This window comes from Qipengyuania psychrotolerans (assembly GCF_019711355.1).
Classification (GTDB): Bacteria; Pseudomonadota; Alphaproteobacteria; order Sphingomonadales; family Sphingomonadaceae; genus Qipengyuania; species Qipengyuania psychrotolerans.
Genome location: NZ_CP081297.1, coordinates 1,629,774 through 1,655,036, shown reverse-complemented (window position 1 = coordinate 1,655,036; position 25,263 = coordinate 1,629,774). Strand labels below are relative to the sequence as shown.

25 protein-coding genes, 1 tRNA gene and 1 other RNA gene are annotated in these 25,263 nt (G+C 60.2%); 20 read left to right on the top strand and 7 right to left on the bottom strand.

The features are described from left to right. Window positions 1-12 precede the first annotated feature (12 nt). A complete protein-coding gene (locus tag K3166_RS08165) occupies window positions 13-1,350 on the top strand; it encodes a sensor histidine kinase (protein ID WP_221424021.1) in 1,338 nt (445 codons plus the stop codon). Here K3166_RS08165 and K3166_RS08160 read toward each other — a convergent pair. Further along, a complete protein-coding gene (locus tag K3166_RS08160; protein ID WP_221421787.1) occupies window positions 1,347-1,667 on the bottom strand; it encodes a chorismate mutase in 321 nt (106 codons plus the stop codon). The two genes, K3166_RS08165 and K3166_RS08160, sit on opposite strands and share 4 nt — an antisense overlap. Before the next feature lie 67 nt (window positions 1,668-1,734). Here K3166_RS08160 and K3166_RS08155 point away from each other — a divergent pair, with 67 nt between their 5' ends. Continuing rightward, window positions 1,735-2,751: a polyprenyl synthetase family protein gene (locus K3166_RS08155; RefSeq protein WP_221421786.1), complete on the top strand. Its 1,017-nt coding sequence runs from the start codon at window positions 1,735-1,737 to the stop codon at window positions 2,749-2,751. Window positions 2,752-2,795: 44 nt separating this feature from the next. On the opposite strand, the gene K3166_RS08150 is transcribed toward K3166_RS08155, so the two are convergent. Further along, a complete protein-coding gene (locus K3166_RS08150; protein WP_221421785.1) occupies window positions 2,796-3,599 on the bottom strand; it encodes a hypothetical protein in 804 nt (267 codons plus the stop codon). Between the two features lie 217 nt (window positions 3,600-3,816). On the opposite strand from K3166_RS08150, the gene hrpB reads away from it, so the two are divergent. Together hrpB and K3166_RS08140 are read left to right on the top strand one after the other, a co-directional pair. Further along, a complete protein-coding gene (hrpB, locus tag K3166_RS08145; RefSeq protein WP_247714576.1) occupies window positions 3,817-6,246 on the top strand; it encodes an ATP-dependent helicase HrpB in 2,430 nt (809 codons plus the stop codon). Window positions 6,247-6,262: 16 nt separating this feature from the next. Then, window positions 6,263-6,541 carry an ETC complex I subunit gene (locus tag K3166_RS08140; protein WP_221421783.1) on the top strand — a complete coding sequence of 93 codons (279 nt, stop codon included), beginning with the start codon at window positions 6,263-6,265 and terminating at the stop codon, window positions 6,539-6,541. Between the two features lie 12 nt (window positions 6,542-6,553). On the opposite strand, the gene K3166_RS08135 is transcribed toward K3166_RS08140, so the two are convergent. Next, entirely contained in the window at window positions 6,554-7,033 is a 480-nt protein-coding gene (locus K3166_RS08135) for a hypothetical protein (RefSeq protein WP_221421782.1), read from the bottom strand. An 81-nt stretch (window positions 7,034-7,114) separates the two neighbouring features. On the opposite strand from K3166_RS08135, the gene ffs reads away from it, so the two are divergent. From ffs to K3166_RS08110, 5 genes are all read left to right on the top strand, one after another. Then, window positions 7,115-7,209: signal recognition particle sRNA small type (gene ffs / locus K3166_RS08130), an RNA gene on the top strand. A 53-nt stretch (window positions 7,210-7,262) separates the two neighbouring features. After that, entirely contained in the window at window positions 7,263-9,101 is a 1,839-nt protein-coding gene (locus tag K3166_RS08125; RefSeq protein WP_221421781.1) for a DNA polymerase III subunit gamma/tau, read from the top strand. Next, window positions 9,098-9,436, top strand: coding sequence for a YbaB/EbfC family nucleoid-associated protein (locus K3166_RS08120; protein ID WP_221421780.1), 339 nt, complete (start codon window positions 9,098-9,100; stop codon window positions 9,434-9,436). The genes K3166_RS08125 and K3166_RS08120 overlap by 4 nt, the downstream gene beginning before the upstream one ends. A 136-nt stretch (window positions 9,437-9,572) precedes the next feature. Then, window positions 9,573-11,969 (top strand): endopeptidase La, encoded by a 2,397-nt coding sequence (gene lon, locus K3166_RS08115; protein ID WP_221421779.1) that lies wholly within the window; start codon window positions 9,573-9,575, stop codon window positions 11,967-11,969. 244 nt (window positions 11,970-12,213) lie between these two features. Continuing rightward, window positions 12,214-12,486 carry an HU family DNA-binding protein gene (locus tag K3166_RS08110; protein ID WP_221421778.1) on the top strand — a complete coding sequence of 91 codons (273 nt, stop codon included), beginning with the start codon at window positions 12,214-12,216 and terminating at the stop codon, window positions 12,484-12,486. Between the two features lie 118 nt (window positions 12,487-12,604). On the opposite strand, the gene K3166_RS08105 is transcribed toward K3166_RS08110, so the two are convergent. Together K3166_RS08105 and rlmB are read right to left on the bottom strand one after the other, a co-directional pair. After that, on the bottom strand, window positions 12,605-13,453 hold the full coding sequence (locus K3166_RS08105) for a hypothetical protein (protein WP_221421777.1): 849 nt from the start codon (window positions 13,451-13,453) through the stop codon (window positions 12,605-12,607). Window positions 13,454-13,472: 19 nt separating this feature from the next. Next, a complete protein-coding gene (rlmB, locus tag K3166_RS08100) occupies window positions 13,473-14,264 on the bottom strand; it encodes a 23S rRNA (guanosine(2251)-2'-O)-methyltransferase RlmB (RefSeq protein WP_221421776.1) in 792 nt (263 codons plus the stop codon). Between the two features lie 149 nt (window positions 14,265-14,413). Between rlmB and K3166_RS08095 the strand changes: the two genes are divergently transcribed. The 4 genes from K3166_RS08095 (at window position 14,414) to K3166_RS08080 (ending at window position 17,347) form a co-directional block, all read left to right on the top strand. After that, window positions 14,414-14,499 (top strand) — tRNA-Tyr (locus K3166_RS08095). Window positions 14,500-14,575: 76 nt separating this feature from the next. After that, window positions 14,576-15,718, top strand: a complete 1,143-nt coding sequence (locus tag K3166_RS08090; protein WP_221421775.1) for a beta-ketoacyl-ACP synthase III — start codon at window positions 14,576-14,578, stop codon at window positions 15,716-15,718. A 40-nt stretch (window positions 15,719-15,758) separates the two neighbouring features. Then, on the top strand, window positions 15,759-16,508 hold the full coding sequence (locus K3166_RS08085; protein ID WP_221421774.1) for a phosphatidylserine decarboxylase: 750 nt from the start codon (window positions 15,759-15,761) through the stop codon (window positions 16,506-16,508). After that, a complete protein-coding gene (locus K3166_RS08080; protein WP_221421773.1) occupies window positions 16,505-17,347 on the top strand; it encodes a CDP-alcohol phosphatidyltransferase family protein in 843 nt (280 codons plus the stop codon). The genes K3166_RS08085 and K3166_RS08080 overlap by 4 nt, the downstream gene beginning before the upstream one ends. Here the strand turns inward: K3166_RS08080 and K3166_RS08075 are convergent. Further along, window positions 17,316-17,555 (bottom strand): hypothetical protein, encoded by a 240-nt coding sequence (locus K3166_RS08075; protein WP_221421772.1) that lies wholly within the window; start codon window positions 17,553-17,555, stop codon window positions 17,316-17,318. The genes K3166_RS08080 and K3166_RS08075 overlap by 32 nt on opposite strands. Window positions 17,556-17,908: 353 nt before the next feature. Here K3166_RS08075 and rpsB point away from each other — a divergent pair, with 353 nt between their 5' ends. Together rpsB and tsf are read left to right on the top strand one after the other, a co-directional pair. Next, window positions 17,909-18,658: a 30S ribosomal protein S2 gene (gene rpsB / locus K3166_RS08070; protein WP_221421771.1), complete on the top strand. Its 750-nt coding sequence runs from the start codon at window positions 17,909-17,911 to the stop codon at window positions 18,656-18,658. Window positions 18,659-18,773: 115 nt separating this feature from the next. Further along, window positions 18,774-19,700 (top strand): translation elongation factor Ts, encoded by a 927-nt coding sequence (gene tsf / locus K3166_RS08065; protein WP_221421770.1) that lies wholly within the window; start codon window positions 18,774-18,776, stop codon window positions 19,698-19,700. Between the two features lie 152 nt (window positions 19,701-19,852). Here the strand turns inward: tsf and K3166_RS08060 are convergent, their stop codons facing one another. Beyond that, a complete protein-coding gene (locus K3166_RS08060) occupies window positions 19,853-21,133 on the bottom strand; it encodes an APC family permease (protein ID WP_282098794.1) in 1,281 nt (426 codons plus the stop codon). A gap of 231 nt (window positions 21,134-21,364) precedes the next feature. On the opposite strand from K3166_RS08060, the gene pyrH reads away from it, so the two are divergent. From pyrH to dxr, 5 genes are read left to right on the top strand one after another with little or no spacing between them, the layout of a single operon-like run. Then, the gene (pyrH, locus tag K3166_RS08055) at window positions 21,365-22,090 is read left to right on the top strand and encodes a UMP kinase (protein WP_221421768.1); all 726 of its coding nucleotides are present in this window, start codon (window positions 21,365-21,367) and stop codon (window positions 22,088-22,090) included. Window positions 22,091-22,121: 31 nt separating this feature from the next. Then, window positions 22,122-22,679 carry a ribosome recycling factor gene (gene frr, locus K3166_RS08050; protein WP_221421767.1) on the top strand — a complete coding sequence of 186 codons (558 nt, stop codon included), beginning with the start codon at window positions 22,122-22,124 and terminating at the stop codon, window positions 22,677-22,679. Window positions 22,680-22,716: 37 nt separating this feature from the next. Continuing rightward, a complete protein-coding gene (gene uppS / locus K3166_RS08045) occupies window positions 22,717-23,403 on the top strand; it encodes a polyprenyl diphosphate synthase (RefSeq protein WP_221421766.1) in 687 nt (228 codons plus the stop codon). Between the two features lie 7 nt (window positions 23,404-23,410). Then, window positions 23,411-24,091 (top strand): phosphatidate cytidylyltransferase, encoded by a 681-nt coding sequence (locus K3166_RS08040; RefSeq protein WP_247714575.1) that lies wholly within the window; start codon window positions 23,411-23,413, stop codon window positions 24,089-24,091. Beyond that, complete coding sequence (dxr, locus tag K3166_RS08035; protein WP_221421765.1) at window positions 24,088-25,245, top strand: 1-deoxy-D-xylulose-5-phosphate reductoisomerase; 1,158 nt, start codon at window positions 24,088-24,090, stop codon at window positions 25,243-25,245. Before K3166_RS08040 ends, dxr begins: the two co-directional genes overlap by 4 nt. The last annotated feature ends 18 nt before the right edge of the window (window positions 25,246-25,263 follow it).

Sequence of the window (25,263 nt, the reverse complement as noted above, 5' to 3'; positions counted from 1 at the left end):
CTTGCCAATCGCATGATGGCGATCGCTGCGGTGTGGATATCGGTGTTGCTGGTCGGTGGCGGCTTCGCGCTCGATCGGACACTGACGCGGATGGTCGAGAAGAACTTCGACGACCAGCTAGAGTACCTGCTCAACGCAATGCTGGTGGTTGCCGAAATCGGGCCGGACGGTGAGGTTTATTTCAACCGGCCAATCGGTGAACCCCGCTTCCTCGAGCCGAACAGCGGCCTCTATTATCAAATCAGTGCCGAGGGACAGGAAGGTTACGCCTCAGATTCGCTGGAGCCCGAATTGTCGAATTCGCTGTGGGATACACCGCTCAAACTCCAGCAGGACCATTTCGACAACGAGCCGCATTTCTATGACAGCGAGCAGTTCGACGGCGAGCCGCTCAGAATGGTCGAACGCAGTGTTATCTTGCCGGATAGCGATGCACGATGGACCTTTGCGGTTGCCTCTGCCCGCGAGGAACTGGATTTCCAGATATCGCGTATTCGCGCGATCCTCGTGTGGAGCTTCGCCGCGCTAGGCCTTGGTTTGCTCGTCATGGCGGTCCTGCAAAGCTGGTACGGCCTGTCACCGCTACGCCGGGTCCGGGCTGCCATCCAGTCGATGCGCTCCCAAGGGGCCAATAGCATTGACGAACCGCTGCCTCTGGAAGTCGAACCACTGGTAGAGGAAATCAACGGCCTGCTGGCTCACAGCGAAAAGCAGGCTGAAGAAGCGCGGATGCACGCAGGCAACCTGGCCCATGCCTTGAAGACCCCGCTGACGGTCCTTACCAACGCGGCAACCGCTCATGATCCCCAGCTTTCCGAACTCGTCTGCCGCGAAACCAAGACAATGCAGCGCCATGTCGAGCACCACCTCGCTCGTGCCCGCGCTGTCGGCAGGAGGGCGTCCGGGCATTCGCGGGCCGATGTCTGGCCCAGCGCGGAAAGCGTCCTTCGCGCAGTGACCCGCATTTACGAAGACACGCGCTTCGACCTCGACGGAAACAAATCCGCGGTGGTCTCGGTAGAGCGACAGGATCTCGACGAAATTCTCGGCAATCTTATCGAGAACGCAGCCAAGTATGGCGGGGGCAGTGTCTTTGTGACCATCGACGCTGCGCCGGAAGAGGACCTTTGTACCATCTGGGTCGAAGATGACGGGATGGGCATCCCCGAAAGCGAGCGTTCGCGCATATTTGACCGCGGTGCACGGCTGGACACGGGCAAGCCGGGGACCGGTCTGGGCCTGGCAATCGTGCGCGATGTCGCGGAAATTTACGGCGGCACGGTCGAACTCGATGAAAGCGAAGACCTTGGCGGACTGCTGGTAAAACTCAGCCTGCCGCGAGCGGGTTAGCCATCGCGCGCCTGCTCGTGGTGGCGGATTACTTCGTCGATGATGAAGCGCAGGAATTTTTCGCTGAACTCCGGGTCCAGCTCGCTCTCTTCAGCAAGCCTTCTCAGTCGGGCTATCTGCGCCTGTTCACGCGCCGGGTCGGCGGGCGGCAAGGTAACCTTGGCCTTGTATTCGCCAACGGCCTGAGTGATCCGAAATCTCTCGGCCAACATGTGCACGATTGCGGCATCGATATTATCAATGCTTTTGCGAAAGCCGGCCAGGACCGAGTCTTCGGCGGTGGCGTGGTCGGGGGAAGGTTGCGCTGGTTGCGTCATCACTTGCCAAGGTATCACCAATTCCGGCCTTGCCAAGAAAGCAAGTGCAGCGCATGGCCAAGCTGTAATGACAGCCGATATCGTACCTCTGCCGCGCAAGGGCCCGGAGCCTTCGATTGATCCGATGCTGGAATTGACCGCATCGGGCATGAATCAGGTCAACCAGGTCATCCTCGACCGGATGCAAAGCGAAGTCCCGCTGATCCCGGCGCTTGCAGGCCATCTGATTTCGGGCGGCGGGAAACGCCTGCGCCCCATGCTAACGCTCGCCGGTGCTGACTTGGTGGGATACAGCGGAACGCGCCACTACAAGCTGGCAGCAGCTGTCGAGTTCATTCACACTGCCACGCTTCTGCATGACGATGTTGTCGATGGCAGTGACCTGCGCCGGGGCAAAGCGGCGGCCAACATCATTTTCGGCAATCCTGCGACTGTGCTCGTGGGCGATTTCCTTTTCAGCCGGTCGTTCGAGTTGATGACCGAAGATGGCAGCCTGAAGGTCTTGAAGATCCTGTCCGGCGCCAGCGCAATCATTGCCGAAGGCGAAGTTGACCAGCTGACAGCGCAGCGCAAGATCGACACGAGCGAAGAACGCTATCTGCACATCATCCGCGCCAAGACCGCTGCCCTGTTCGCGGCCGCGAGCCGGATCGCTGCGGTCGTGGCGGAATGCGGCGAAAAGGAAGAACAGGCGCTCGATGAATACGGTCGCAACCTCGGGGTTGCATTTCAGCTGGTGGACGATGCGCTGGATTACGATTCCGATGCAGCAAAGATGGGCAAGGACCAGGGCGACGATTTTCGTGAAGGCAAGATGACGCTGCCCGTCATCCTCGCCTTCGCACGCGGCGACGAAGAAGAGCGGGCGTTCTGGAAAGCTGCAATTGCAGGTTTTCGCTGCGGGGATGAAGACCTCGCAGAAGCAATCCGCCTCATCGGTAAACACAATGCTGTCGCCGATACCCGGGCGAGAGCCCGCCACTTCGCGCAGCGCGCGATTGATGCATTGTCGATTTTTCCGGATGGGAAAGCCCGTCAGGCGATGGCGCAGGCGGCCTTGTTCGCAGTGTCACGCGGGCACTAAGGTAAGTCTCCGACCCCGCTGGGCGAGGCCGGAGAAATTCAGATTTACTGACGTGAAGCGGTCCAGGTGACCTTGCTTCCATCGCGTGCGTCGGTCGACGTCGCCGAGATCGTGTCACCTTCCACAACCATTTCGGTCGTGCTCAGCGTTTCGCCATCGCGGGAGTAGGTTTCGCGGTAACTGTTCGCGCCGGTTTTTTCGACTGCAACCATGGTGTTGGAATTGCTGCCTTCGACCGCGACAGGTTCGCCGCCAAGGGCGGCCGTATAGCCGCTGCCATTTCCGGAACTGGTGATGGTGTCGCCATCAAGCGCAAACGAGAACATCAGCCCTGCATCATCGATGTTGCCGATGTCCGAAACGGTCCATTCGCCGGACATTGCGTGCGAGCCTTCGGGGCCCGCTGCAGTGCGCGTAAACATGGTTTGGCCGTTGACTGGCGTATCGCCGCTGAGATCGGTGTAATCGATTGTTGCCGACTGCCCGTCCTCGCTGATGGTGAGGGTGGAGCTGCCAAGTTCTTTATCGCCCAGACGGCTTGCAAACTTCACGGTGTTGTCGTCGATGATTTCCAGTTTCTGGCTGTCCACACCCGGACGTTCGACAGTCTGCCATTCGCCGTTCGCGGTGAAACCATATGGAGGCGTGCAGCTGTTACACTGGTACTCGCCATCGGCCAGCACCCAGTTCCGATTGTCGTTTTCGAAATTGGCGGAATCGACGTTGGCTTTCCATTCACCAGCGATCGATCCTGTTTCGGCTGCTGCTTCTGTTTCCGGCGTTTCGCTGCAGGCACCCAAGCCTACGGTAAGGGTCACCGCTGCAAATGCGGTCATCATCTTTCTCATATTGTACTCCCGTTTGCGTGATCGGGATCAGACCTTTATCAGGTCAGACCATCGCGAACCCTCCCCAGCGCGTGTTGAAACGGCGCAAGTGGCGCAAACTTAGCGATCCACAGGTCCATCCACCAATAACCAATAAGAGAAGCCTCATTTCAGACGGTTAGGTGGATTGCAGGCACAGGGGGCTGCACATCGCGCGCGCTTGTGCAAAAGGTGGCACGTGAATGAACGCCTGCCCATCCATGAAGTATTGCCAGAACTTGCCGCCAGACTCCGCGGCCAGCAAGGCGCGGTGCTGCTCGCTCCCCCGGGGGCGGGCAAAACCACTGCCGTTGCCCCGGCATTGCTGGAAGAGCCATGGTGTAGCGGCACAATCATTCTGACCTCCCCTCGGCGGGTGGCGGCGCGTGCCGCAGCCGAGCGGATGGCACAAATGCGAGGCGAAAAGCCGGGGGAGACGATCGGCTACCTGACCCGGCTCGACAGCAAACGCTCGTCAAAAACCCGGGTGCTCGTCGTAACCGAAGCGATTTTCGTCAATATGATCCTGGATGATCCGGAACTTGCCGGGGTTTCCGCCGTGCTGTTCGATGAAGCGCATGAGCGCCATCTCGACAGCGATTTGGGACTGGCGCTGGCGCTGGAAAGCCAATCCGTGCTGCGCGAAGACCTGCGTGTAGTGGTCATGTCTGCGACCATTGACGGGGCGCGTTTTGCCTCCCTGATCGGCGAGGATGCCCCGGTGATCGAAAGCGAGGGCAGAGCGCATCCGCTCAGCACCGTGTGGCTTGGTTCCTCGCCGCAAGAGCGGGTGGAAGACGCCATGGCGTCTGCCATTTCTCAGGCATGGCGCAACGAAGAGGGTGATATTCTCGCATTCCTGCCGGGAGTAGGGGAGATTGAGCGGACGCGCGAACTTCTTGAGGGGCGGCTCCCGAATGCGCTAATCCTGCCGCTGCATGGCCAAGTGCAGCCAGCCGAGCAGCGCGCAGCAATCCGGCGTGATCCCCAAGGGCGCAGGCGCATCGTGCTGGCGACTGCGATTGCGGAAACCTCACTTACATTGGACGGGGTTTCCGTCGTGGTCGATGCAGGCTTTGCCCGGCGCGCCGAGTTCGACCGGGCAGCGGGCACTACGCATCTTGTCACCCATCGCGCCAGCCAGGCCGCCGCAGCGCAGCGTGCCGGGAGAGCTGCACGCCAAGGACCCGGCACCGCCTATCGCTTGTGGGAAGAGGGCGGCCATGCAGGCCGCCCCGCATTCGATCCGCCGGAGATGGAAACGGCTGACCTTGCGCCTTTGGTCCTCACGCTGGCGAAATGGGGTTCGTCCGAACCCGCCGACCTCCAATGGCTCGACCCGCCGCCGCCCGCTTCTGTTGCGGCCGCGCGCACCACTTTGCAGGCTTTGCACGCCCTTGATGCTAAGGGGTGCATCACAAGCCGGGGCGAACTGCTTGCCCGTCTCCCGCTCGACCCAGCGTCAGCGGCCATGTTGCTGTTTGGCGCAGAACACGGTGTACACAGCATAGCGGCGAAGATTGCATTGCTGCTTCAGGAACGCGGGCTTGGCGGGCGGAGCGAAGACCTTGAGGCACGCTTGCAGCGCTGGAACAGTGATCGCGGGCAGCGGGCGGAAGCGAGCCGAAAACTGGCGGGGCGATGGGCAGATCGGGCCGCGTCACTGGTCGAAGCGGGCGGGAGAGGAGAAAATCCTCCACCAGCCATAATGCTGGCAGCGGGACGCCCGGAATTCATCGCAAAACGCCGCGATGCAAGCGGCGAAAGCTGGATTTCGGCTGGTGGCCGGGGCTTCATGCTGGACCCGGTCTCCCCCTTGGCCCGTGCGCAATATCTCGTCATCGGTGATGCCCAGGGGCAGGCCAAGAGCGCCCGCATCACGTCCGCGATAGCGCTGGAGGAGACCGATCTGGAGCAATGGCTGGGTGAGCGGATTGAACGCAAATCCATCCTTCGCTGGAAGGCGGACCGGATCGAAGCGCGGCTGGAGCGCAGGCTCGGCGCGATTACATTGGCGAGCGGGCCAGATCCCGCACCTGACGAACAGGCGATTGTGGACAGCCTTGTGGAAAAAGCCTTGGAAAGCCCGGCAAAGCTTGTGCCTGGCGAATTGGGCGCGCGTGCCCGCTACGCCGGTATCGACGCTTTCGAGGATGATGCACTGGCAGCGTCTGCCGATGTGTGGCTCGCTCCGCTCTTGGCCAACAGGCGCGATCTGGCTGTGCCAAAGGGGAAGCTGGTGGAGGCGCTGCTTGGCTTGCTCGACTGGGACACGCGTCAGTTGCTCGACAAGGAGGCTCCGCGCGAGTTTACTTCACCGGCCGGAACTACCCACCCGATAGATTACACCGGCGACGATGCGCCGAGTGTGGAAGTGCGCGTGCAGGCCCTGTTCGGGCTCGAGCGGCATCCCATGGTCGGCAAAACGCCGTTGCTGCTCAAGCTCACTAGTCCGGCGGGCCGCCCAATCCAGTCGACCCGTGATTTGCCCGGTTTCTGGCGGGGAAGCTGGTCCGATGTGCGCAAGGACATGAAGGGCCGCTACCCCAAGCATCGCTGGCCTGACGAGCCGTGGAAGGAAAAGCCCAGTTTGAAGACCAAGAACGCCTTTTCAAAAGGCGGAGGCTGAATTACAGGGCATCACCATGGCAGCACGTATTTACCAGCAAGCGAAAAGCGCGATGCAGTCGGGCAAGGCCCGCGTTGACGAATGGGTGCTCGAATTCGAGCAGTCCGAAGCGCGCAGGGCAGACCCGCTCATGGGCTGGACGGGCAGCGGCGATACGCAGGCGCAGGTCCAGCTCAAGTTTCCGAGCAAGGATGCAGCCAAGGCCTATGCCGACAAATACGGCATCACCGCACGCGTTCACGCAACGCCGCCCAAGAGCCTGCACTTGCAGGCCTATGCCGACAATTTCAGGTAGCGCTTGCCAGCTTTAGCTGGCTGCATCCTCTCCAAAAACAAATTCATGCTCATTGGCCTGCCAATGGGCATTGCCTGCTGCCACTGCGGCGCGGCAATCGCTGGCATCATGGCCGATATCTTCTGCAAGGAAGATAGTCTCGCTGGCATACAAACCTGTGAAACGGATATCATCGCACCTTCCGTCACCGGCGAATTGCGACGCATCGTCTCCGTAAGCGTAGTTTACCCCTGCGGCTGGTTCATCGAACATGGGGTTGGCCGTGACTTTCCCGGCATCGAACGCGGCACGGCAGTCTGCTGCATCCCGCCCGATTGAATCGGTCATAAGCGCATCCGCCATGCCTTCTCCCACGAAGCGCACGTCATCGCATTCCCCATCCCTCGCAAATTCCGAATCGTCATTGCCAAAGTAAGGGCGTTCTTCGGCGGCGGCAGCCGGCAGGGCGGAAGCGAGTATCAGCCCAATCGCGAAGCAAATCGATTTTTTCATGTTTTCTCCCCCGAGAATGGCATCAGGCGTATCGGGAAAGCCGGGCCTTGCCAAGCAGGGCAAGCATCTCCATATGGCGCGCCGGGAGTCGGGTGGACGTTTGCGTTCGCTCACCGGGTCAGGTCCGGAAGGAAGCAGCCCAGGTGAATTGCGGCGGGTCGCTCGGCTCCTTTATTTTCCCACATACTTCGGCATGACATTCGGCGCTTCTGCGCCTACCTATCAATGCATGGGCGATTCACCGGAAAATGATGGCGGCCTTCCATGGGAAGCCGAGGCCGAAGAGGCAGACACGCCGAGCGCAGCGGAGCTAGAGGCAGCAGGCCAGAGCCCATTGTTCGGGGCGCCGGATGAACCTGCGCCGCCGGAAGCAGAGCGGGAACCAAAAGCCGTTGCTGCACCTCAAAGCGCGGTAGAAACATCGAAAGATGCGCAACCGGCACCGGCTCAACCTTACAGGGTTCTTGCGCGCAAATACCGCCCACAAACATTCTCCGAATTGATCGGTCAGGATGCAATGGTGCGGACGCTGGCCAATGCGATTGCGCGTGACCGGCTGGCTCATGCCTTCCTGATGACCGGCGTCCGGGGGGTGGGTAAGACCTCGACCGCGCGTCTCATTGCCAAAGCCTTGAATTGCATCGGACCGGACGGGCAGGGCGGCCCGACCATCAGTCCATGCGGCCAGTGCGAACCGTGCACCGCGATCGCAGAGGGGCGCCACATCGACGTAATCGAGATGGACGCAGCCAGCCATACCGGCGTCGACGACGTCCGCGAGATTATCGAAGCGGTGCGCTATGCCGCCGTGTCGGCGCGGTACAAGATCTACATCATCGACGAAGTCCACATGCTCAGCCGCAATGCGTTCAACGCCTTGCTCAAGACGCTGGAAGAACCGCCGGCGCATGTGAAATTCCTGTTCGCCACGACCGAAGTCGAGAAGCTGCCGGTCACGGTGCTCAGCCGGACGCAGCGGTTCGATCTTCGCCGCATCCCGGTAGAGCTTCTTGAAGCGCATTTCGCCGAGATATGCCGCAAGGAAGGGGTCGAGGCAGATGATGAGGCACTCCACATTATCGCCAACGCCGCAGAAGGATCTGTGCGTGACGGGCTCTCCATCCTCGATCAGGCGATTGCACACGCGGACATGGACACCGGCGGAAAGGTTTCTGCCGACCGTGTTCGGGACATGCTCGGCTTGGCAGATCGCGGGGCGCGGCGCAGGCTGTTTGAGCATCTGCTCGACGGCGATGCGCAAGCTGCCTTGAAGGCGGTTGACGATCAATATGCGCTCGGCGTCGAACCGCTCGCCCTGATCCGGGCGCTCATGGATTTGACGCACAGGATTGCGCTGGCACAGGTCGCTGGCGGCGCGGCCGATGCGCCAACCGTGGAAGAGCGTGAACAACTGAGCGACTGGGCAGGGCGGCTCGAAGTTGGACAAGTGCACCGCTTGTGGCAGCTGCTGCTCAAGGGCCACGACGAGGTAAGGCAAGCGCCGGACCCCTTGGTGTCGGCCCGCATGGCTTTGCTACGCGTGCTGCATGCCTCGAACCTGCCGGATCCCGGCAAACTGGCGAAGAAGCTGGAGGAACTGGCCGAACGCGGACCAGGACCTGCTGCTCCGACAGGCGACACTCAAACAGGCGCGCCTGCACCAAGCGCGGCGCTCGACTGGGAAAGCCTCGTCGACCAGGTCGATCACGCTGGACATCTGCAAGCCGCCAGCATCATGCGGCTGCAGATTCGTCCGATCTCGGTAGAACCGGGTAAGCTGGTATACGACCGCGACGGAAAATTTTCGGATGCGATCGAGCCGGTCCTAAAGGATGCGCTCTATGCCATAAGCGGCGAACGCTGGTTGCTCGAAGCAGGGAACCCGTCAGAGGCCCAGCCTTCGCTGGTGGAGCGCGACAAGGCAGATCGCGAGGCGGCCAAGGCCAAGCTGCGCGAACATCCGCTGGTGAAAGCAACATTCGCGGCATTTCCCGATGCCGAACTCATTGAAGATGGCGCCCCGCTTCCCCCGCAGAGGCGCGAAATACCCTGGAGTCAAAAAGCATGAAGTCGATGGAAGAAATGATCGCCGCAGCCCAGAAGGCCGCCGAAACGATCCAGACACAGATGGGCGAGGCGCAGGCCAAGCTCGATACAATTGAAGTAGAAGGCAGCGCAGGCGGCGGCCTCGTCAAGGTTCGTGCCACTGCGCGCGGCCGGATCGTCGGCGTGCAAATTGACGACAGCCTGATGAAGCCGGAAGAAAAGCAGATTGTCGAAGACCTCGTAACTGCCGCGTTCAACGACGCGCGGGACAAGGCGGACCGGAAATCAGCCGAGGAAATGGAAGCGATTCAGGGCGGTATGGGACTGCCGCCGGGCTTCAAATTGCCTGGCATGTAAATCCCGCAGAGGCAGTCCTCACAGGCCATTTGCCGCAAATCCCCAACATGTTGCGCCCTCTGCGTTGCGAAGCGCAGGGCGCGCACCCATATTCAGGGACAAGCACGGCAAATTGGCCGCAAACGGACGCATGAATATGACACAGAGTTTCCCCCTTCTTCCCCTGCGCGACATAGTCGTTTTTCCCGGCATGGTCGTCCCGCTCTTCGTGGGCCGCGACAAGTCGGTGGCGGCGCTCGAAGTTGCGATGGAAGGTTCCAAGGATATCTTCCTCCTTTCACAGCTCGATCCGGGCTGCGACGACCCCGACGGCAGCGATCTCTATGACCTCGGCGTAGTGGCGCAGGTGCTGCAGCTTCTGAAGCTGCCCGATGGCACGGTGCGCGTGCTTGTCGAAGGGCAGGAGCGCGCCAAGCTGGAATCGCTGCGCGCGGAAGGCGAACATGTTGTTGCCGAAGTATCGATTATCGAAGAACCGACCTCGTCCGGCAGCGAAGTTACCGCAATGATGAGGCAGGTCGTCGATCAGTTCGGCGAATATGCCAAGCTCAACAAGAAGGTGGGCGAAGATGCGGCCGAACAGCTGCGCGAAATCGACGACGCCGGAGAGCTTGCCGACACGATTGCCGCAGCAGTCAACGCTAAGGTGTCGGACAAGCAATCGCTGCTGATCGAATCCGATCCGCTCAAGCGCCTCGAGATGGTCATGTCCTTCATGGAAGGCGAATTGTCCGTCCTCCAGGTGGAGCGCCGGATCCGTGGCCGCGTGAAGCGCCAGATGGAAAAGACCCAGCGCGAATATTACCTCAACGAACAGCTCAAGGCGATCCAGAACGAACTGGGCGGCGATGACGATGACGGCGGCAACGAGATTGCCGAACTGACCGAGAAAATCGGCAAGACCAAGCTGTCCAAGGAAGCCAGGGCCAAGGCCGAAAGCGAATTGAAAAAGCTCAAGGCCATGCAGCCGATGAGCGCTGAAGCGACGGTCATTCGCAACTATCTCGACGTGCTTCTCGGTTTGCCTTGGGGCAAGAAGAGCAAGGTCAAGAAGGACATCGCCAAGGCGCAGGAAATCCTCGACGCCGATCACTATGCGCTTGAGAAGGTCAAGGACCGTATCATCGAATATCTCGCGGTGCAGGCGCGTACGAACAAGCTGAAGGGGCCGATCCTGTGCCTCGTCGGTCCTCCGGGCGTGGGTAAGACTAGCCTCGGCAAGAGCATTGCGAAGGCAACCGGCCGCGAATTTGTGCGCCAGTCACTTGGCGGCGTGCGCGATGAAGCCGAAATTCGCGGTCACCGCCGCACTTACATCGGATCGCTTCCGGGCAAGATCGTGACCAATCTCAAAAAGGCCGGGAAGAGCAATCCGCTGTTCCTGCTCGATGAGATCGACAAGCTGGGCCAGGACTTCCGCGGCGATCCCGCATCGGCCCTGCTCGAAGTGCTGGATCCAGAACAGAACAACAAGTTCCAGGACCATTATCTGGAGCTCGATCTCGATCTCTCGGACATCATGTTCGTGACCACTGCGAACAGCCTTAACCTTCCGCAGCCGCTGCTCGACCGTATGGAGATCATCCGGCTCGAAGGGTACACCGAGGATGAGAAGGTCGAGATCGCTACTCGTCACTTGCTGGCCAAGCAGGTCAAGGATCACGGCCTGAAGCCGGAAGAATTCGAACTGACCGAAGACGCGCTGCGCGATCTCATTCGCTATTACACGCGCGAAGCGGGTGTTCGGACACTTGAACGCGAATTGGCGCGTCTGTGCCGCAAGAGCCTCCGCCGCATCCTCGAAGGCAAGGCAACCAGCGTCACCATCACTCCGGAGAACCTTTCGGAATTTGCAGGTGTGCGCAAGTTCAAGCACGGCATGAGCGAAGACGAGCCGCAGGTCGGCGCAGTCACCGGGCTTGCCTGGACTGAAGTTGGCGGCGAATTGCTGACCATCGAAAGTGTGACCACGCCGGGCAAGGGCGAAATCAAGACAACCGGTAAGCTGGGCGAGGTCATGAACGAGAGCGTTGCGGCGGCTTTCAGCTTCGTGAAAGCTCGCGCCCCGGCATACGGTATCAAGCCGAGCATCTTCCAGCGCAAGAACGTGCATATCCATCTGCCCGAAGGCGCCGTGCCCAAGGATGGGCCGAGCGCGGGCGGAGGCATGGTGACGTCAATCGTCTCCACGCTGACGGGTATCCCGGTACGCGCCGATGTTGCGATGACGGGCGAAGTGACCCTGCGCGGCCGCGTGCTGGCCATCGGCGGATTGAAGGAAAAGCTGCTCGCTGCGCTACGCGGCGGGATCAAGAAGGTCCTCATTCCGGAAGAAAACGTGAAGGACCTCGAGGAGATACCCGAAAACGTGAAAGCGGGTCTGGAAATCGTGCCAGTCAGCCATGTCGATGAGGTGCTCAAGCATGCACTGACCACGCTGCCGGTTCCAATTGAATGGACCGAGGCAGATGACCTTGCCAGCCAGCCGGGTCATACGGCTGCCGGAGGGCCGCCAGCGCCCACCGCGCATTAACAAAAGACACGCTGCACTGCAGCGACTCGGGAAGGCGTCCGAACTGGTGTTTGGGCGCCTTTCCCATTGCGGGACACCGCTTAACAACGATTCACCGCAGAAATCGAAATTACGCGCCGGAATCCGTGCTTTTTGGCGGATTTTGCCTTTGACAGCAGGTGTAAAAGTCTCTCAATTCGCACGCCTTCGATGACATGATTCATCGTTTCCAATTCAAAACACCACAGAGGGGGTTTTCACCACAATGAATAAGAACGACCTGATCAGCGCGGTTGCAGATTCTAGCGGCCTTTCGAAGAGCGATTCTGCGAGTGCCGTCGAAGGCGTATTCGATGCGATCACTAAGTCGCTCTCGAACGGTGACGAAGTCCGTCTCGTTGGTTTCGGCACATTCTCGGTTGCACGCCGCAAGGCATCGACCGGTCGCAACCCCCGTACCGGCGAACCGATGACGATCAAGGCATCCAACCAGCCCAAGTTCAAGGCTGGCAAGGGTCTCAAGGACGCAGTCAACTAAGATTGCACCTCGCTGCTGGATCGCCGTCGAGTGGTGCAGCGAAGAGTTAAAGAAGCGCCGCAGCCCACTGATGTGTGGCTGCGGCGTTTTTCTTTGCCCGCAAAAACCGGCAGCAGGCCTAGTCGAATGCGATCAGGGCTGTCGGGGCCTGTTCGGTCCGCTGATCTATCTGCCAGACGAGCGATTGCCCGCGAGCAGTCGGTGCCGGGCCTTCGTCAGTATTGTTCGCGAGAATACGGCCATCAGTGACGATGGTGAAGGTCCCTTCCGGCAGCAGGACATTCGGCAATTTATCGGCATCTTCGTCGTCGCCCATCTGGGCCAGGCCCATCATTCCGCTCATCATGCCTTGCATCGGGTTGCCGCCGCCCTGGGCTGCGAAACCGGGCGCATCTACCCGCACCTGTCCGCCGTCACGCAAGATGACGGTGACAAACATGTTGGCCATCGGCATCTTCTCGACAATCGGAAATGCAAAGTCGTGGGTCATGCGGCCCGATACGCGGAAATCGACGTCGAAAATTCCATCTTCCCGGTATTCGACCTTTTCCCAGCCTCGCTGGCGTTCCAGCTGCTGTGCTAGTTTTGCTGCGGCTTCCGGATCGCTGGGATCGAAACCGCCGAGCATTTGCTTGGCCTGCTCCGCTTCGCGCTCTGCCTTTGCGCGGCGTTCACTCGCACTGGCCTGCCATTCGGCTTTCTGTTCGTTGACCTCTTCAAGGGTGCATTCTCGCTCCTCGAACTCCTCATCGTAGCACTCGGCCTCGAACTCGCCTTCGGCCTTTGCCCCCATCTCGGCCAGCTTGCTCAGCGCTAGCATCTGGATTTCACCGTCATAGGAATACGCAAACGAGCCATCTTGCATCAGGTGCAGTTCGCTGGTGAAAGCTCCGGGTGACAACAGGCAGCCAGTCAGTGCAAATGAACTGGCGGCCGCAAGCGCTGCGGCGCGGATTGGTCTGGTCATCTTACCCCCTTCGAAAAAATTATTTGCGCGTCGCTGCTGCGTAGAGCGCCACAGCGGCCGCGTTGGAAACATTAAGGCTTTCGATCTCGGATGAAATCGGCAGCTTCGCCAGCGCATCGCAGTGGCCCTCGATATTATGGCGCATTCCCTCACCCTCGGCGCCAAGGACAAGCGCGATAGGTCCTGCTGGCAGCGCCTCGGCGAGCGTGGTTTCGGTATGGCCCGTCAACCCGATGCGCCAGTAACCGGCTTCTGCTATCTCCTCGAGCGCGCGGGCCAGATTGACCACGCGTATCCAGGGGAGGCGCTCAAGCGCTCCCGATGCAGCCTTGCCGATGACGCCGCCTTCCGGGGGAGAGTTGCGATCCTGCGTGACGATCGCAGCAGCACCGAAAGCGACTGCCGAGCGCATGATCGCGCCGACATTATGCGGATCGGTTACCTGGTCGAGTACGACAATCGGCCGTGCCGGGTCACCATCCAGGACTTCATCGAGAAACTTGTCCTCCAGTGCTGCGCACTCCAGCACGAGGCCTTGATGCGGAGCGTCCTTCGCGACCATGCGCGCAAGATCCTGCACGTCGGCATATTCGATCGGGAAATCGGCGGGCAATTCGCCATCAAGCGATTCGATGGCCTCGCGGGTTGCCGAAAGCTTGCGGTGGACGCGGTCCGGGTTCTTCAGCGCGGCTTCCACCGCGTGGCGGCCCCAAAGACGCACCTGACCCGTGCTGGCTCGGCCGCTGCCGCGCCCGCCCTTCATGCGGCCGGCCCGGCCTCTCAATGCACGTTTACGTTCGCCCTTTGCCATCTTTTCCATCCTGTATCTGGTATTGGGCTGCGCTCCTGCCAGTGAGGGCATTGACAGGCAAGCGCCGCTTCGCCAAAGGGGCGCCTCTCGGCGAGGGCCCCATGGGGTTCCCGACGTGTTTCTCCCCCGGAGAACAGGCGAGCCAGTGTGGACAGGTGGCCGAGTGGTTAAAGGCAGCAGACTGTAAATCTGCCCGCGCAAGCGTACGCTGGTTCGAATCCAGCCCTGTCCACCACCGGCTCACTTTGCAGGCGCAAAATCACGCAGCAACTCTCTTGCGAGCCGAACGGCGCGCGACTAGGCACGCCTCTATGACCCAGACCCCCCAATTGACCGGTCGGCCCGTCATCTCATCGACCGGCCTGTTTACCCCCGCACAGAGCATCTCCAACGAAGAGCTCGTCGCCAGCTTCAATGAATACGTGCGCCGCCACAACGAAGCGAATGCAGACGCAATCGCTGCGGGCGAAGTGGAGCCTCTCACCGAAAGCTCGGTCGAATTCATCGAGAAAGCGAGCGGTATCAAGGCGCGGCACGTCATGTCGAAAGAATCGCTGCTCGATCCCGACATCATGGAACCGCGGTGGCCCCAGCGCTCCAATGACGAAATTTCCATCCTCGCGGAGATCGGTGTGATTGCCGCGCGTGAAGCGTTGGAGCGGGCAGGGCGCAACCCCGAAGATGTCGATGCTGTACTGTGCGCTGCTTCCAATATGGAGCGGCCATATCCGGCGATGGCGATCGAGATACAGCAGGCGCTGGGCATCGAAGGCTTCGGGTTTGACATGAACGTTGCTTGTTCTTCGGCGACCTTCGGCATCCAGACTGCAGCCGACTATATTCGCGCCGGCAACGCCAAAAGCGTGCTGGTCGTGAGCCCTGAAATCACCAGCGGCCACCTCAATTGGCGCGACCGCGACAGCCATTTCATCTTCGGCGATGTTGCTACGGCTGTGCTGGTCGAGGATGCGGCCATCGCTCCCGAAGCGCACTGGGATATTCTCGGTACGAAATTGAAGACTGTCTTTTCCAACAACATTCGAAACAATTTCGGATTCCTCAATCGCGCTTATCCCGAAAACGCGGGCGGGCCGGACAAGCTGTTCGTCCAGGAAGGCCGCAAGGTTTTCAAGGAAGTCGTCCCGATGGTCGCTAAAATGATCACTGACGAGGCGGAGCGGCTCGATCTCGATCCTGCAAGCTTGCGCCGGATGTGGTTGCATCAGGCGAATACCGGAATGAACCGCCTGATCGCACACAAGGTATTGGGACATGAAGCGAACGAGGATGAAAGTCCCACCGTGCTCGATACCTATGGCAACACATCCAGTGCCGGATCAATCATCGCATTCCATCTGCACAACCAGGACTTGGAAAAGGGCGATACAGGGCTGATTTGCAGCTTCGGCGCAGGGTATTCGGCTGGGACTGTTTTCGTGCGCAAGGCGGGTTAGACGGCTTGTGAGGCGCGCTTCCAGCGCCTAGGCCACGGCTATGGCAGGTGATTTACTCGACAGTCAGGGACGCGGCGAGGCACAGTGGGGCCTGCCAGCAATCCATCCCGAGGGGCGGAAATTCGGCATAGCTGCCCTTGGGATATCGCTACTCTTCGCGTTTTTCGCGTGGGAGACGCTGGCCTGGCCCATGGCGTTCCTTTCGCTGGGTATCCTGGCATTTTTCCGCGATCCCGAACGTGTCGTGCCGCAAGATGAGAACGCAATTGTTTCCCCTGCGGACGGGCGGATCGTCCAGATTGCCGAAGTCGCGCCGCCGCGCGAATTGATCGCCGACGATGGCACCGGCTCGGCTTGCCTGACCGACGAACCGGTTGTTCGCGTGTCGATTTTCATGTCGGTCACCGATGTGCACATCAACCGCACCCCGATCGCAGGAATGGTCCAGCGGCTGGTCTATGTGCCAGGTCAATTCCTCAACGCCGAACTCGACAAAGCGAGCGACGAGAACGAACGCCAACACATCCTTATTCAGCGGTCAGATGGACTTTGCGTCGGGTTTACCCAGATCGCCGGACTTATCGCGCGGCGGATCGTGCCCTTTGTGAAACCAGGCGATACGCTGGGCGTTGGGCAAAGAGTGGGACTGATACGTTTTGGCAGCAGGGTCGATGTCTACCTGCCCAAGAATACTGGCTCAAAAGTCGTGCTGGGACAGAAGGTCGTAGCCGGCGAAACGATTATTGCAGAGCTTGGCACACAGCCACTGCTTGAAGGAGTGTCGCAATGAGCCTGCCCGATGAAGCCGATCCGCACCGCAAATACGAAGAACGAGCCCGGCTTGGCCCAAAGGCGGCCGAGGATGAGCCACCTGTAATTGGCAAGTCGCGCGGGCTTTCACTTCGCGCAATGGCGCCCAACGCCATAACGGCGGCAGCACTGTGTTCCGGCCTGACGGGCATCCGTTTCGCGATTTCCGAACAATGGGCGGCCGCTGCCGTCGCGATCATAGTGGCGGGGATACTCGACGGGATGGATGGCCGCGTTGCGCGTGCCCTCAATGCCCAGTCTCGTTTCGGTGCCGAACTTGACAGTCTCGCTGATTCGCTCAGCTTCGGGACTGCCCCGGCGATCATCATCTACCTCTGGTCGCTATCGGAAGACCCCCGGCTGGGCTGGTTCGCTGCATTGGCATTGGCGATCTGCTGTGCCCTGAGATTAGCGCGTTTTAACGCCCAGATCGACCTGCAGGAACAGCCGCACAAATCCTTGGGTTTCCTGACAGGTGTTCCGGCACCCATGGGAGCGGGACTTGCGTTTCTGCCCTTTTTCATTTGGTCGGCCACCGGTCTCGATGTTTTCCGGGAGCCAATCTTGGTCGGGCCATGGCTGCTCGCAGTGGCAGTGCTGATGATTTCCAGTATGGCGACGCCGAGCTGGGCATCTTTGCGCCCGCGCCGCGGAATCAGGCTGTGGCTGTTGGCGTTTATCGGGCTGCTGTTTGCGGCGCTGCTGGTCGAACCGTGGTGGACACTAAGCGCGATAGGGGTAGGCTATCTAGCTCTGCTCCCGTTTACCGCAATGCGGTACGCCAAGATCAGGCGGCGCGCTGCACCTGCTGCCGAGTAGCGCAGCGAGTGTGACAGGGCCGGGTAAAGCCGCCGTGCACGATTGCCGGGCGCATTCCAATTTTTCCGGCCTGCGCTTCTACAGGGAGCTTCAGACGCTGACGCAGCTGGCCGAAAGCGGACAGCCAGCGCAATCCGCCATCGGCAAGCACAATCAGCGCCGCAGTGGCGGCGAGGGCGAAAACGGCAGTCAGGAACAGTGCGAACATCCGAATATCTCCTGCCCGTACCCTGTCGATAAACCTGTTGACAGTCCGGGTAATTCTAGGGGAAAACCCCTATTCACCGCCGATGGTTCCGGCGATGGGAACAATGTTCCCTTTTTGTTCCGGCCTGTCAAGCGCTTTTAGCGTCAGGATTCTCCTTTTTTGCGACGAATCGAGTCTGGCTTTCGCTGGAAAAGCCCGTTAAAGGCCCGTTGTTCGCTTGAGATTCGGCTAATTCGAGCCGCTATAACGGGCGAGCAAATCCACATGGAAGGCGCTCATACCGGTGCCCGGCGCGGGACATACCGCACCACGGGTTCCAGTCTTCCAGAGGTACAACCGGAAAGGAAATGACCATGGCGGCCCCTACCGTCACCATGCAGCAACTGATTGAGGCCGGAGCACACTTCGGCCACCAGACCCACCGCTGGAACCCGCGCATGAAGCCGTATATCTTCGGCGCGCGCAACGGCATCCACATCATCGACCTGTCGCAGTCCGTGCCGCTCTTCGCGCGCGCTCTCGACTTCATCAGCCAGACTGCTCGCTCGGGCGGCAAAGTGTTGTTCGTCGGCACCAAGCGCCAGGCGCAGGATCCGATCCGCGAAGCAGCGCTCGCTTCTGGCCAGCACTTCGTCAACCACCGCTGGCTGGGCGGCATGCTCACCAACTGGGCGACGATCTCGAAGTCGATCAAGCGTCTCAAGACCCTTGATGAGCAGCTTTCGGGCGAAATGTCGGGCCTGACCAAGAAGGAAATCCTTCAGCTGACGCGTGAACGCGACAAGCTGGAACTTTCACTTGGCGGCATCCGCAACATGGGCGGCATTCCGGACATCATGTTCGTTGTCGACGCCAACAAGGAAGACCTGGCCATCAAGGAAGCCAACGTTCTCGGTATCCCGGTCGTTGCCATCCTCGACACCAATGTCGATCCACACGGTATCGCGTTCCCGATCCCGGGCAACGACGACGCTGCTCGCGCCATCAAGCTTTATTGCGACGCCGTGAGCGACGCAGCCCGTTCGGGCAAGGGCGAAGGCGTGACAGATTCGGGCGCCGACGTTGGCGCGATGGAAAATCCGCCGGAAGAAGCCGCGGCTTAAAGCCATTTTTGTGCGGCGGGGGCGTCATGTTCCCGCCATACAAGCGACGTATGCGCCGGGCCACTGATCCAGTAGGCCCGGTGCCCCGCATTCAAATACCAAGAAGGAAAATATCATGGCTGCATTCACTGCCGCTGACGTGAAAGCCCTGCGCGAGAAAACCGGCGCGGGCATGATGGACGCCAAGAAGGCTCTTGAAGCTGCTGATGGCAACATCGAAGCCGCAGTCGACGCGCTGCGCGCCAAGGGCCTCGCCACCGCACAGAAGAAGTCGAGCCGTACCGCGGCCGAAGGTCTCGTGGGTATCGCTGTCGAAGGCACCAAGGGTGTGGCCGTCGAAGTGAACTCGGAAACCGACTTCGTTGCCAAGAACGATCAGTTCCAGGATTTTGTGCGCAAGACCACTCAGGTCGCGCTCGGTGTTGCTGGTGATGATGTCGACGCCGTCAAGGCCGCAGCTTATCCCGACGGCGGCACTGTCGCCGACAAGCTGACCGACAATGTCGCAACCATCGGTGAAAACCAGCAGATCCGCCGCATCAAGACCGTTTCGGTCACCAATGGCGTGATCGTCCCCTACATGCACAACGCTGTTGCACCCGACCTCGGCAAGATCGGCGTTCTCGTCGCTCTTGAAAGCGAAGGTGACCAGGACAAGCTGGCCGAACTCGGCAAGAAGCTTGGCATGCACATCGCCGCAGCTTTCCCGCAGGCACTGACTGCAGACGGCCTCGACGCCGACGTGATCGAGCGTGAGCGCGCGATCGCCAAGGAAAAGGCTGCCGAAAGCGGCAAGCCCGAAAACGTCCAGGAAAAGATGGTCGAAGGCGCAGTCAATAAATACGCCAAGGAAAACGCGCTGCTCAGCCAGGTCTATGTCATCGACAACAAGACCCCGATTGCACAGGTCGTTGAAGCGGCTGCCAAGGACATCGGCGCCAAGGTTGAACTGGTGGATTATGTCCGCTTCCAGCTCGGCGAAGGCATCGAGAAGGAAGAAAGCGACTTCGCTGCAGAAGTAGCTGCTGCCGTCGCTGGCTAAGGCTTACGCCTTTCAAATTCTTGCGGCCGCCGGACATCTGTTCGGCGGCCGTTTTTGTTTGGGGAGGGTGCCCGGGTGGATCACGTCAGGTGGTTGCTTTTCGAGATTTCCACAATGCCGCGTATCAGTTTGCGAAAGTAAACGATGGCCTACTATGCCGGAGCCGTCCCTCTCGGTTTTGTGCGGCCACCGATCAGGAAACTCATAATCATCCCGACCAGCATAAGCGAAATGCCCAAAAGGCTCGCTTCGGTGCCCGTGCCGTAAAGAATCCAGGCACAGAACCCCACACCGAAGATCGCGAGTGGTCGCTGCACCCCGACCTTGATCGCGGTCAGGCAGATGCCAGCGTAAAAGAAGATGGATGACGCAGTAGTGAGGCGGAGCAGGAAATCCAGAACCTGTTCTCCAACCGAATTTGAACTAACCAACACTAAGGCCGCTGCAAGCCCGGTACCGGTCAAGAGCGGTCGCTGCCCGATGCCGCGCTCGCTTCCCGGTGCAATCCACTCTGGCAACTGACCGTCGCGGACCATCCCGAAAGGCACTTCGCCAAGCAACAGCACGACCGCATTCAGGCATCCGATTGCGGAAATGGCTGCAAACAGGGCTACCGCAGAGCCGGCCCACGAACCGGCAAATGTCGATGTGAACATGGCAAGAGGGGCGGGCGCATTTCTCAAGACATCGGCGGGGGTGGCCAGCACGATTGTTGTGCTGACCAGGAAATAGATGACGAGGACGAGCACCAACCCGAGCAGGGTTGCGCGAACGACATTGCGTTCGGGGTCCTTCACCCTTTGCGCAATCAGGCTCGCACTTTCAAAACCCAACAATGCGAAACACAGCACGCCCACTGTCGGGGTCAAGAGCCCCAAGTTGAAAGGTTCGGATTGCGACTGGGTGAAAGTCGACGGGGCAGAAAAGAGAATAAACGCGGCGATGCCGATCACAAACACTAGCGGCAGCAGCTTCAATACGGTGGTAGCGACTTGGAACACTCCCGCGCCTTTCACTCCTCCAAGGTTCAACATGGCAATGGCCGACAGGATGAAGAACGCTGCGAAGGAGCGCATCCCGTTTGTCTCTGCCAACATAGGAAAGAGAAACGATAGATAGTCGGCGGCGACCATGGACAACACAGCGCCTGCACCGACCAGCAGGAGCCAGTAACTCCAGGCGATGATCCGTCCTGGGAGCAGGCCCAGAACATCGCCGCAAATTGTCAAAACGCTTGGCTCTTCGGGGTTTCTAACAGTCAGGTCCGTGATCACGCGGGCGATTGCCAGCACACCGATCCCCGCAGCTAGCCAGCCCACTGTGGAAGTCCATCCGAATTGCGCGAGTGAACTGGGGAGGACAAAAATGCTGCCTCCAATCATAGATCCGACAACCATCGAAATGGCGGTCCAAAACCCGAAAGATCGTTGCATAATTTATCCCCCCTTCTCGAGGTCTCGCACAGAAGCGCGGACAGGGGAATAGTCGTGCAGCTCGCGGGATGATCCGCTTCTCATCCCAAAAGCCCCTGGTTGAAGGGATGTGCGATGCTTTGATGGCCGCCCTTCAGTTTACGAGGGATGTTCGCGGGCCTTTCCCTTTGCGCCTCGGACCCTTCATGGCTAAGGAACCGCATCCCAAGCCGCTACACGGATTCTGCCCGCATGCCCCTTCCCAAGATGAACCGCGTCCTCCTGAAGCTGTCGGGCGAGGTATTGATGGGGGACCAGCAGTTCGGGATTGATCCGGCCTTCGTGCTGGAGCTGGCCAAGGAAGTGAAAGCGGCCAAGGAAACGGGCCTCGAAATCTGCCTCGTCATTGGCGGCGGCAATATCTTCCGCGGCATGGCCGGGGCGGCGCAAGGGATGGACCGTGCGCAGGCCGATTACATGGGAATGCTGGCCACGGTGATGAACGCGCTGGCGATGCAGAGCGCGCTGGAACAGATCGGCGTAGAAACACGCGTGCAGAGCGCGGTCCAGATGGACCAGGTGTGCGAGCCGGTCATCCGCCGCCGCGCAGAACGCCACCTTGAAAAGGGACGCATCGTTATTTTCGCGGCTGGCGTCGGCGCGCCTTATTTCACGACCGACAGCGGCGCTGCACTGCGCGCGGCCGAAATGAACTGCGATGCCTTGCTCAAGGGCACCAGCGTGGACGGAATTTATGACAGCGATCCCAAGAAGAACACCGATGCCAAGCGATACGAAACCGTAAGTTACGGCAAGGTGCTTGCAGACAATCTCAAGGTGATGGATGCCAGCGCGGTGGCATTATGTCGTGACAATGACATCCCGATCGTGGTCTTCTCCATCCGCGAGAAGGGCAATCTGGCGACGGTGCTTTCGGGCGACGGCGTGCAGACTGTCGTAACCGATCACACCAAATAAGAACGAACGACACAAGACGAGGAAGCCTGACATGGCCAAATATGACAAAGCCGATATCGAACGCCGCATGCACGGCGCGGTCGAAAGTCTGAAGGGCGACCTTTCGGGTCTGCGCACAGGCCGGGCAAATACCAGCCTGCTCGATCCCGTCGTGTGCGAAGTCTACGGCTCGATGATGCCGCTAAGCCAGGTGGCAACCGTTTCCGCTCCGGAACCGCGGATGCTCAGCGTCCAGGTCTGGGACAAGGCCAATGTCAGTGCGGTCGAGAAGGGCATTTCCAAGGCCAATCTCGGCCTTAATCCGATGACCGACGGCCAGACCGTGCGCCTGCCGATGCCCGACCTTACCGAAGATCGCCGCAAGGACCTTGCCAAGCTGGCCGGGGAATATGGCGAGAAGGCGAAGATCGCGATCCGCAACGTGCGCCGCGACGGCATGGAAGCGCTGAAGGAAGACGAGAAGAAAAAGGAAATTTCGGAAGACGATCGCAAGCGCTCCGAGGACGAAGTCCAGAAGCTGACCGACAAGCACGTTTCCGATACCGATGAAGTGGTGGCCAAAAAAGTACAGGAAATCATGACGCAGTAAGCCCTCACCGGGGGCTTGCTTCAGCGTCACGATTATCATGGCTACTTCGCCTGACAGGATTGCCCGCCATGTCGCCATTATCATGGACGGCAATGGCCGCTGGGCAAAGCGCAAGCACCTGCCGCGCGTCATGGGGCACCGCAAAGGCGTCGAGGCCGTGCGCGAGCTGGTGCGCAGCCTCAAGGACACCGAGATCGAGTGCCTGACGCTCTATGCGTTCAGCAGCGAGAACTGGAAACGGCCTGAAGAAGAGGTCGATGACCTGATGAACCTCATGCGCAAGTTCATCAAATCGGACTTGCCAGAATTCATCGCCAATGACGTTCGCCTGCACATTATCGGCGATTGGCAATCGCTTGCGCCGGATATCGTCGAAATGCTCGAAGATGCGCTGGCCAAGACGGCAAGCGGCTCACGCACTCTGGCCGTGGCGCTGAATTACGGCGCGCAAGCCGAACTGGTGCACGCCGCGCGTGCAGCCGCGCAAGGCGGAGAGATCAGCGAAGAGAGCATCGCAGCCAATCTCTACACCGCCGATCTTCCCCCGCTCGACCTGCTTATCCGCACCAGCGGAGAGGTGCGGCTGTCGAATTTCCTCTTGTGGCAGGCGGCATATGCGGAAATGCTGTTTACCGACGTGTTGTGGCCCGACTTCACGCCCGAGATGCTGATGGACGCGCTCGACCAGTTTGCGGGACGGGAGAGACGATTTGGCGGACGGTGAGCCAACCGTGAAGAAAAATGCCGACCTGCCGGTCAGGATCGTATCGGCCATCGTGATGATCGCGATTGCGGCTGCGGCGCTGGTGGCTGGCGATCCGTGGCTCGACTGGTTGATCGCCGCGGTCGTGCTGGGGACGCTGGTGGAGTTCATCCTGCTGGTGGTGAAGGCGACGCAGAACGTCTCCTACCGGCTGGCAGGGATACTGGCCGGAGTGGTTTATATCGGGCTTGCGGGGCTGATATTGGCCCGGTTCCCGGTCCCGATGGTCGTCGGCATCATCGGCACCGTAATCGCGGTCGATACATTCGCGTATTTCTTCGGTCGGACCATCGGCGGACCCAAGATCGCGCCGAGAATCAGCCCATCGAAAACGTGGGCAGGGCTGCTTGGCGGTATCGTCGGTGCCAGCCTCTGGATCGCGGCATTCATCTTCTTTGCGGCGCGCCAGATTAGCGGCCCGTCGACCATGGGGTTCGATATCAGCGAGATCGGGACCATCGCACTGATGGGCGTCGTTCTTGCAGTGGCCGCCCAAGCGGGTGATTTTCTTGAAAGCTGGCTCAAGCGCAAAGCGGGCGTGAAAGACAGCTCGAAGCTTATTCCGGGCCACGGCGGCCTTTTCGACCGGATTGACGGTATGATCCCAGTGGTCCTGATTGCCGGCGCTGTCCTGGGCGCCCCTGCATGACGCGCTCGATTTCAATCCTCGGCGCAACCGGATCGGTAGGCGCATCCACGCTTGATCTGATCCGCCGCAATCGCGGCGAATGGCGTGTCGAAGCGCTGACAGCGCATTCCAATGTAGAAGAATTGGCAAAGCTTTGCCGTGAATTCGGGGCCAGTGCCGCAGTTATTGCAGATGAGGCACACCTCGGTGCGCTGAAAGACGCCTTGGCCGGATCGGGCGTCGAGGTTTCTGCCGGGAAGTCGGCGCTGTGTGAAGCGGCCTCGCGTCCGGTCGATATCGTGATGGCGGCCATTGTCGGCTGTGCAGGCCTCGGCCCGGTCATGGCAGCGATCGAACAGGGCACTACTGTGGCGCTCGCCAACAAGGAAGCACTGGTCTCCGCCGGGGAAGTAATGACCGCAGCCGTGGCCAAACATGGCGCCACGCTGCTGCCGGTCGACAGCGAGCACAACGCGATCTTCCAGTGCTTGCAGGGCGGCAAGCTGGCAGAAGTGCGCTCCATCACGCTGACCGCCAGCGGCGGTCCGCTGCGCACCTGGAGCAAGCAGCAGCTCGATGCGGCCACGCCTGCCCAGGCGATTGCCCATCCCAACTGGGACATGGGCGCAAAAATTAGCGTCGACAGCGCGACCATGTTTAACAAGGGCCTCGAGCTGATCGAGGCGCATCATCTTTTCCCGGTCGGCCTCGACCGCATCCGTATCGTGGTCCACCCGCAGAGTGTCATCCATTCCCTGGTCGAATACCGCGACGGCTCGACCCTGGCTCAGCTTGGTCCGTCGGACATGCGAGTTCCGATTGCGTCATGTCTCGCCTATCCGGCGCGCATGGACACTCCGATGGAGCCGCTCGACCTCGCATCGATTGGTGAATTGACCTTCCAGGCGCCCGACGAAGAACGCTTCCCAGCAACCCGGCTGGCCCGTGAAGCGGCAGAAGCGGGCGGAGCGGCTCCGGGAACGCTCAATGCCGCGAACGAGGTGGCAGTGGCCGCATTCCTTGCAGGCAACATCCCGTTCAGCCGCATTGCCCTAATGGTGGAAAGCGTCCTTTCAGAAGCTGAACTTCCGTCGCCGCCGCGGACCCTCGAAGAGGTCCTGCGCGTTGATGAGGACGCACGTAGGCGCGCAAACGCCATGCTGGAGACTTGCTGACTTGGACGGATCGATACC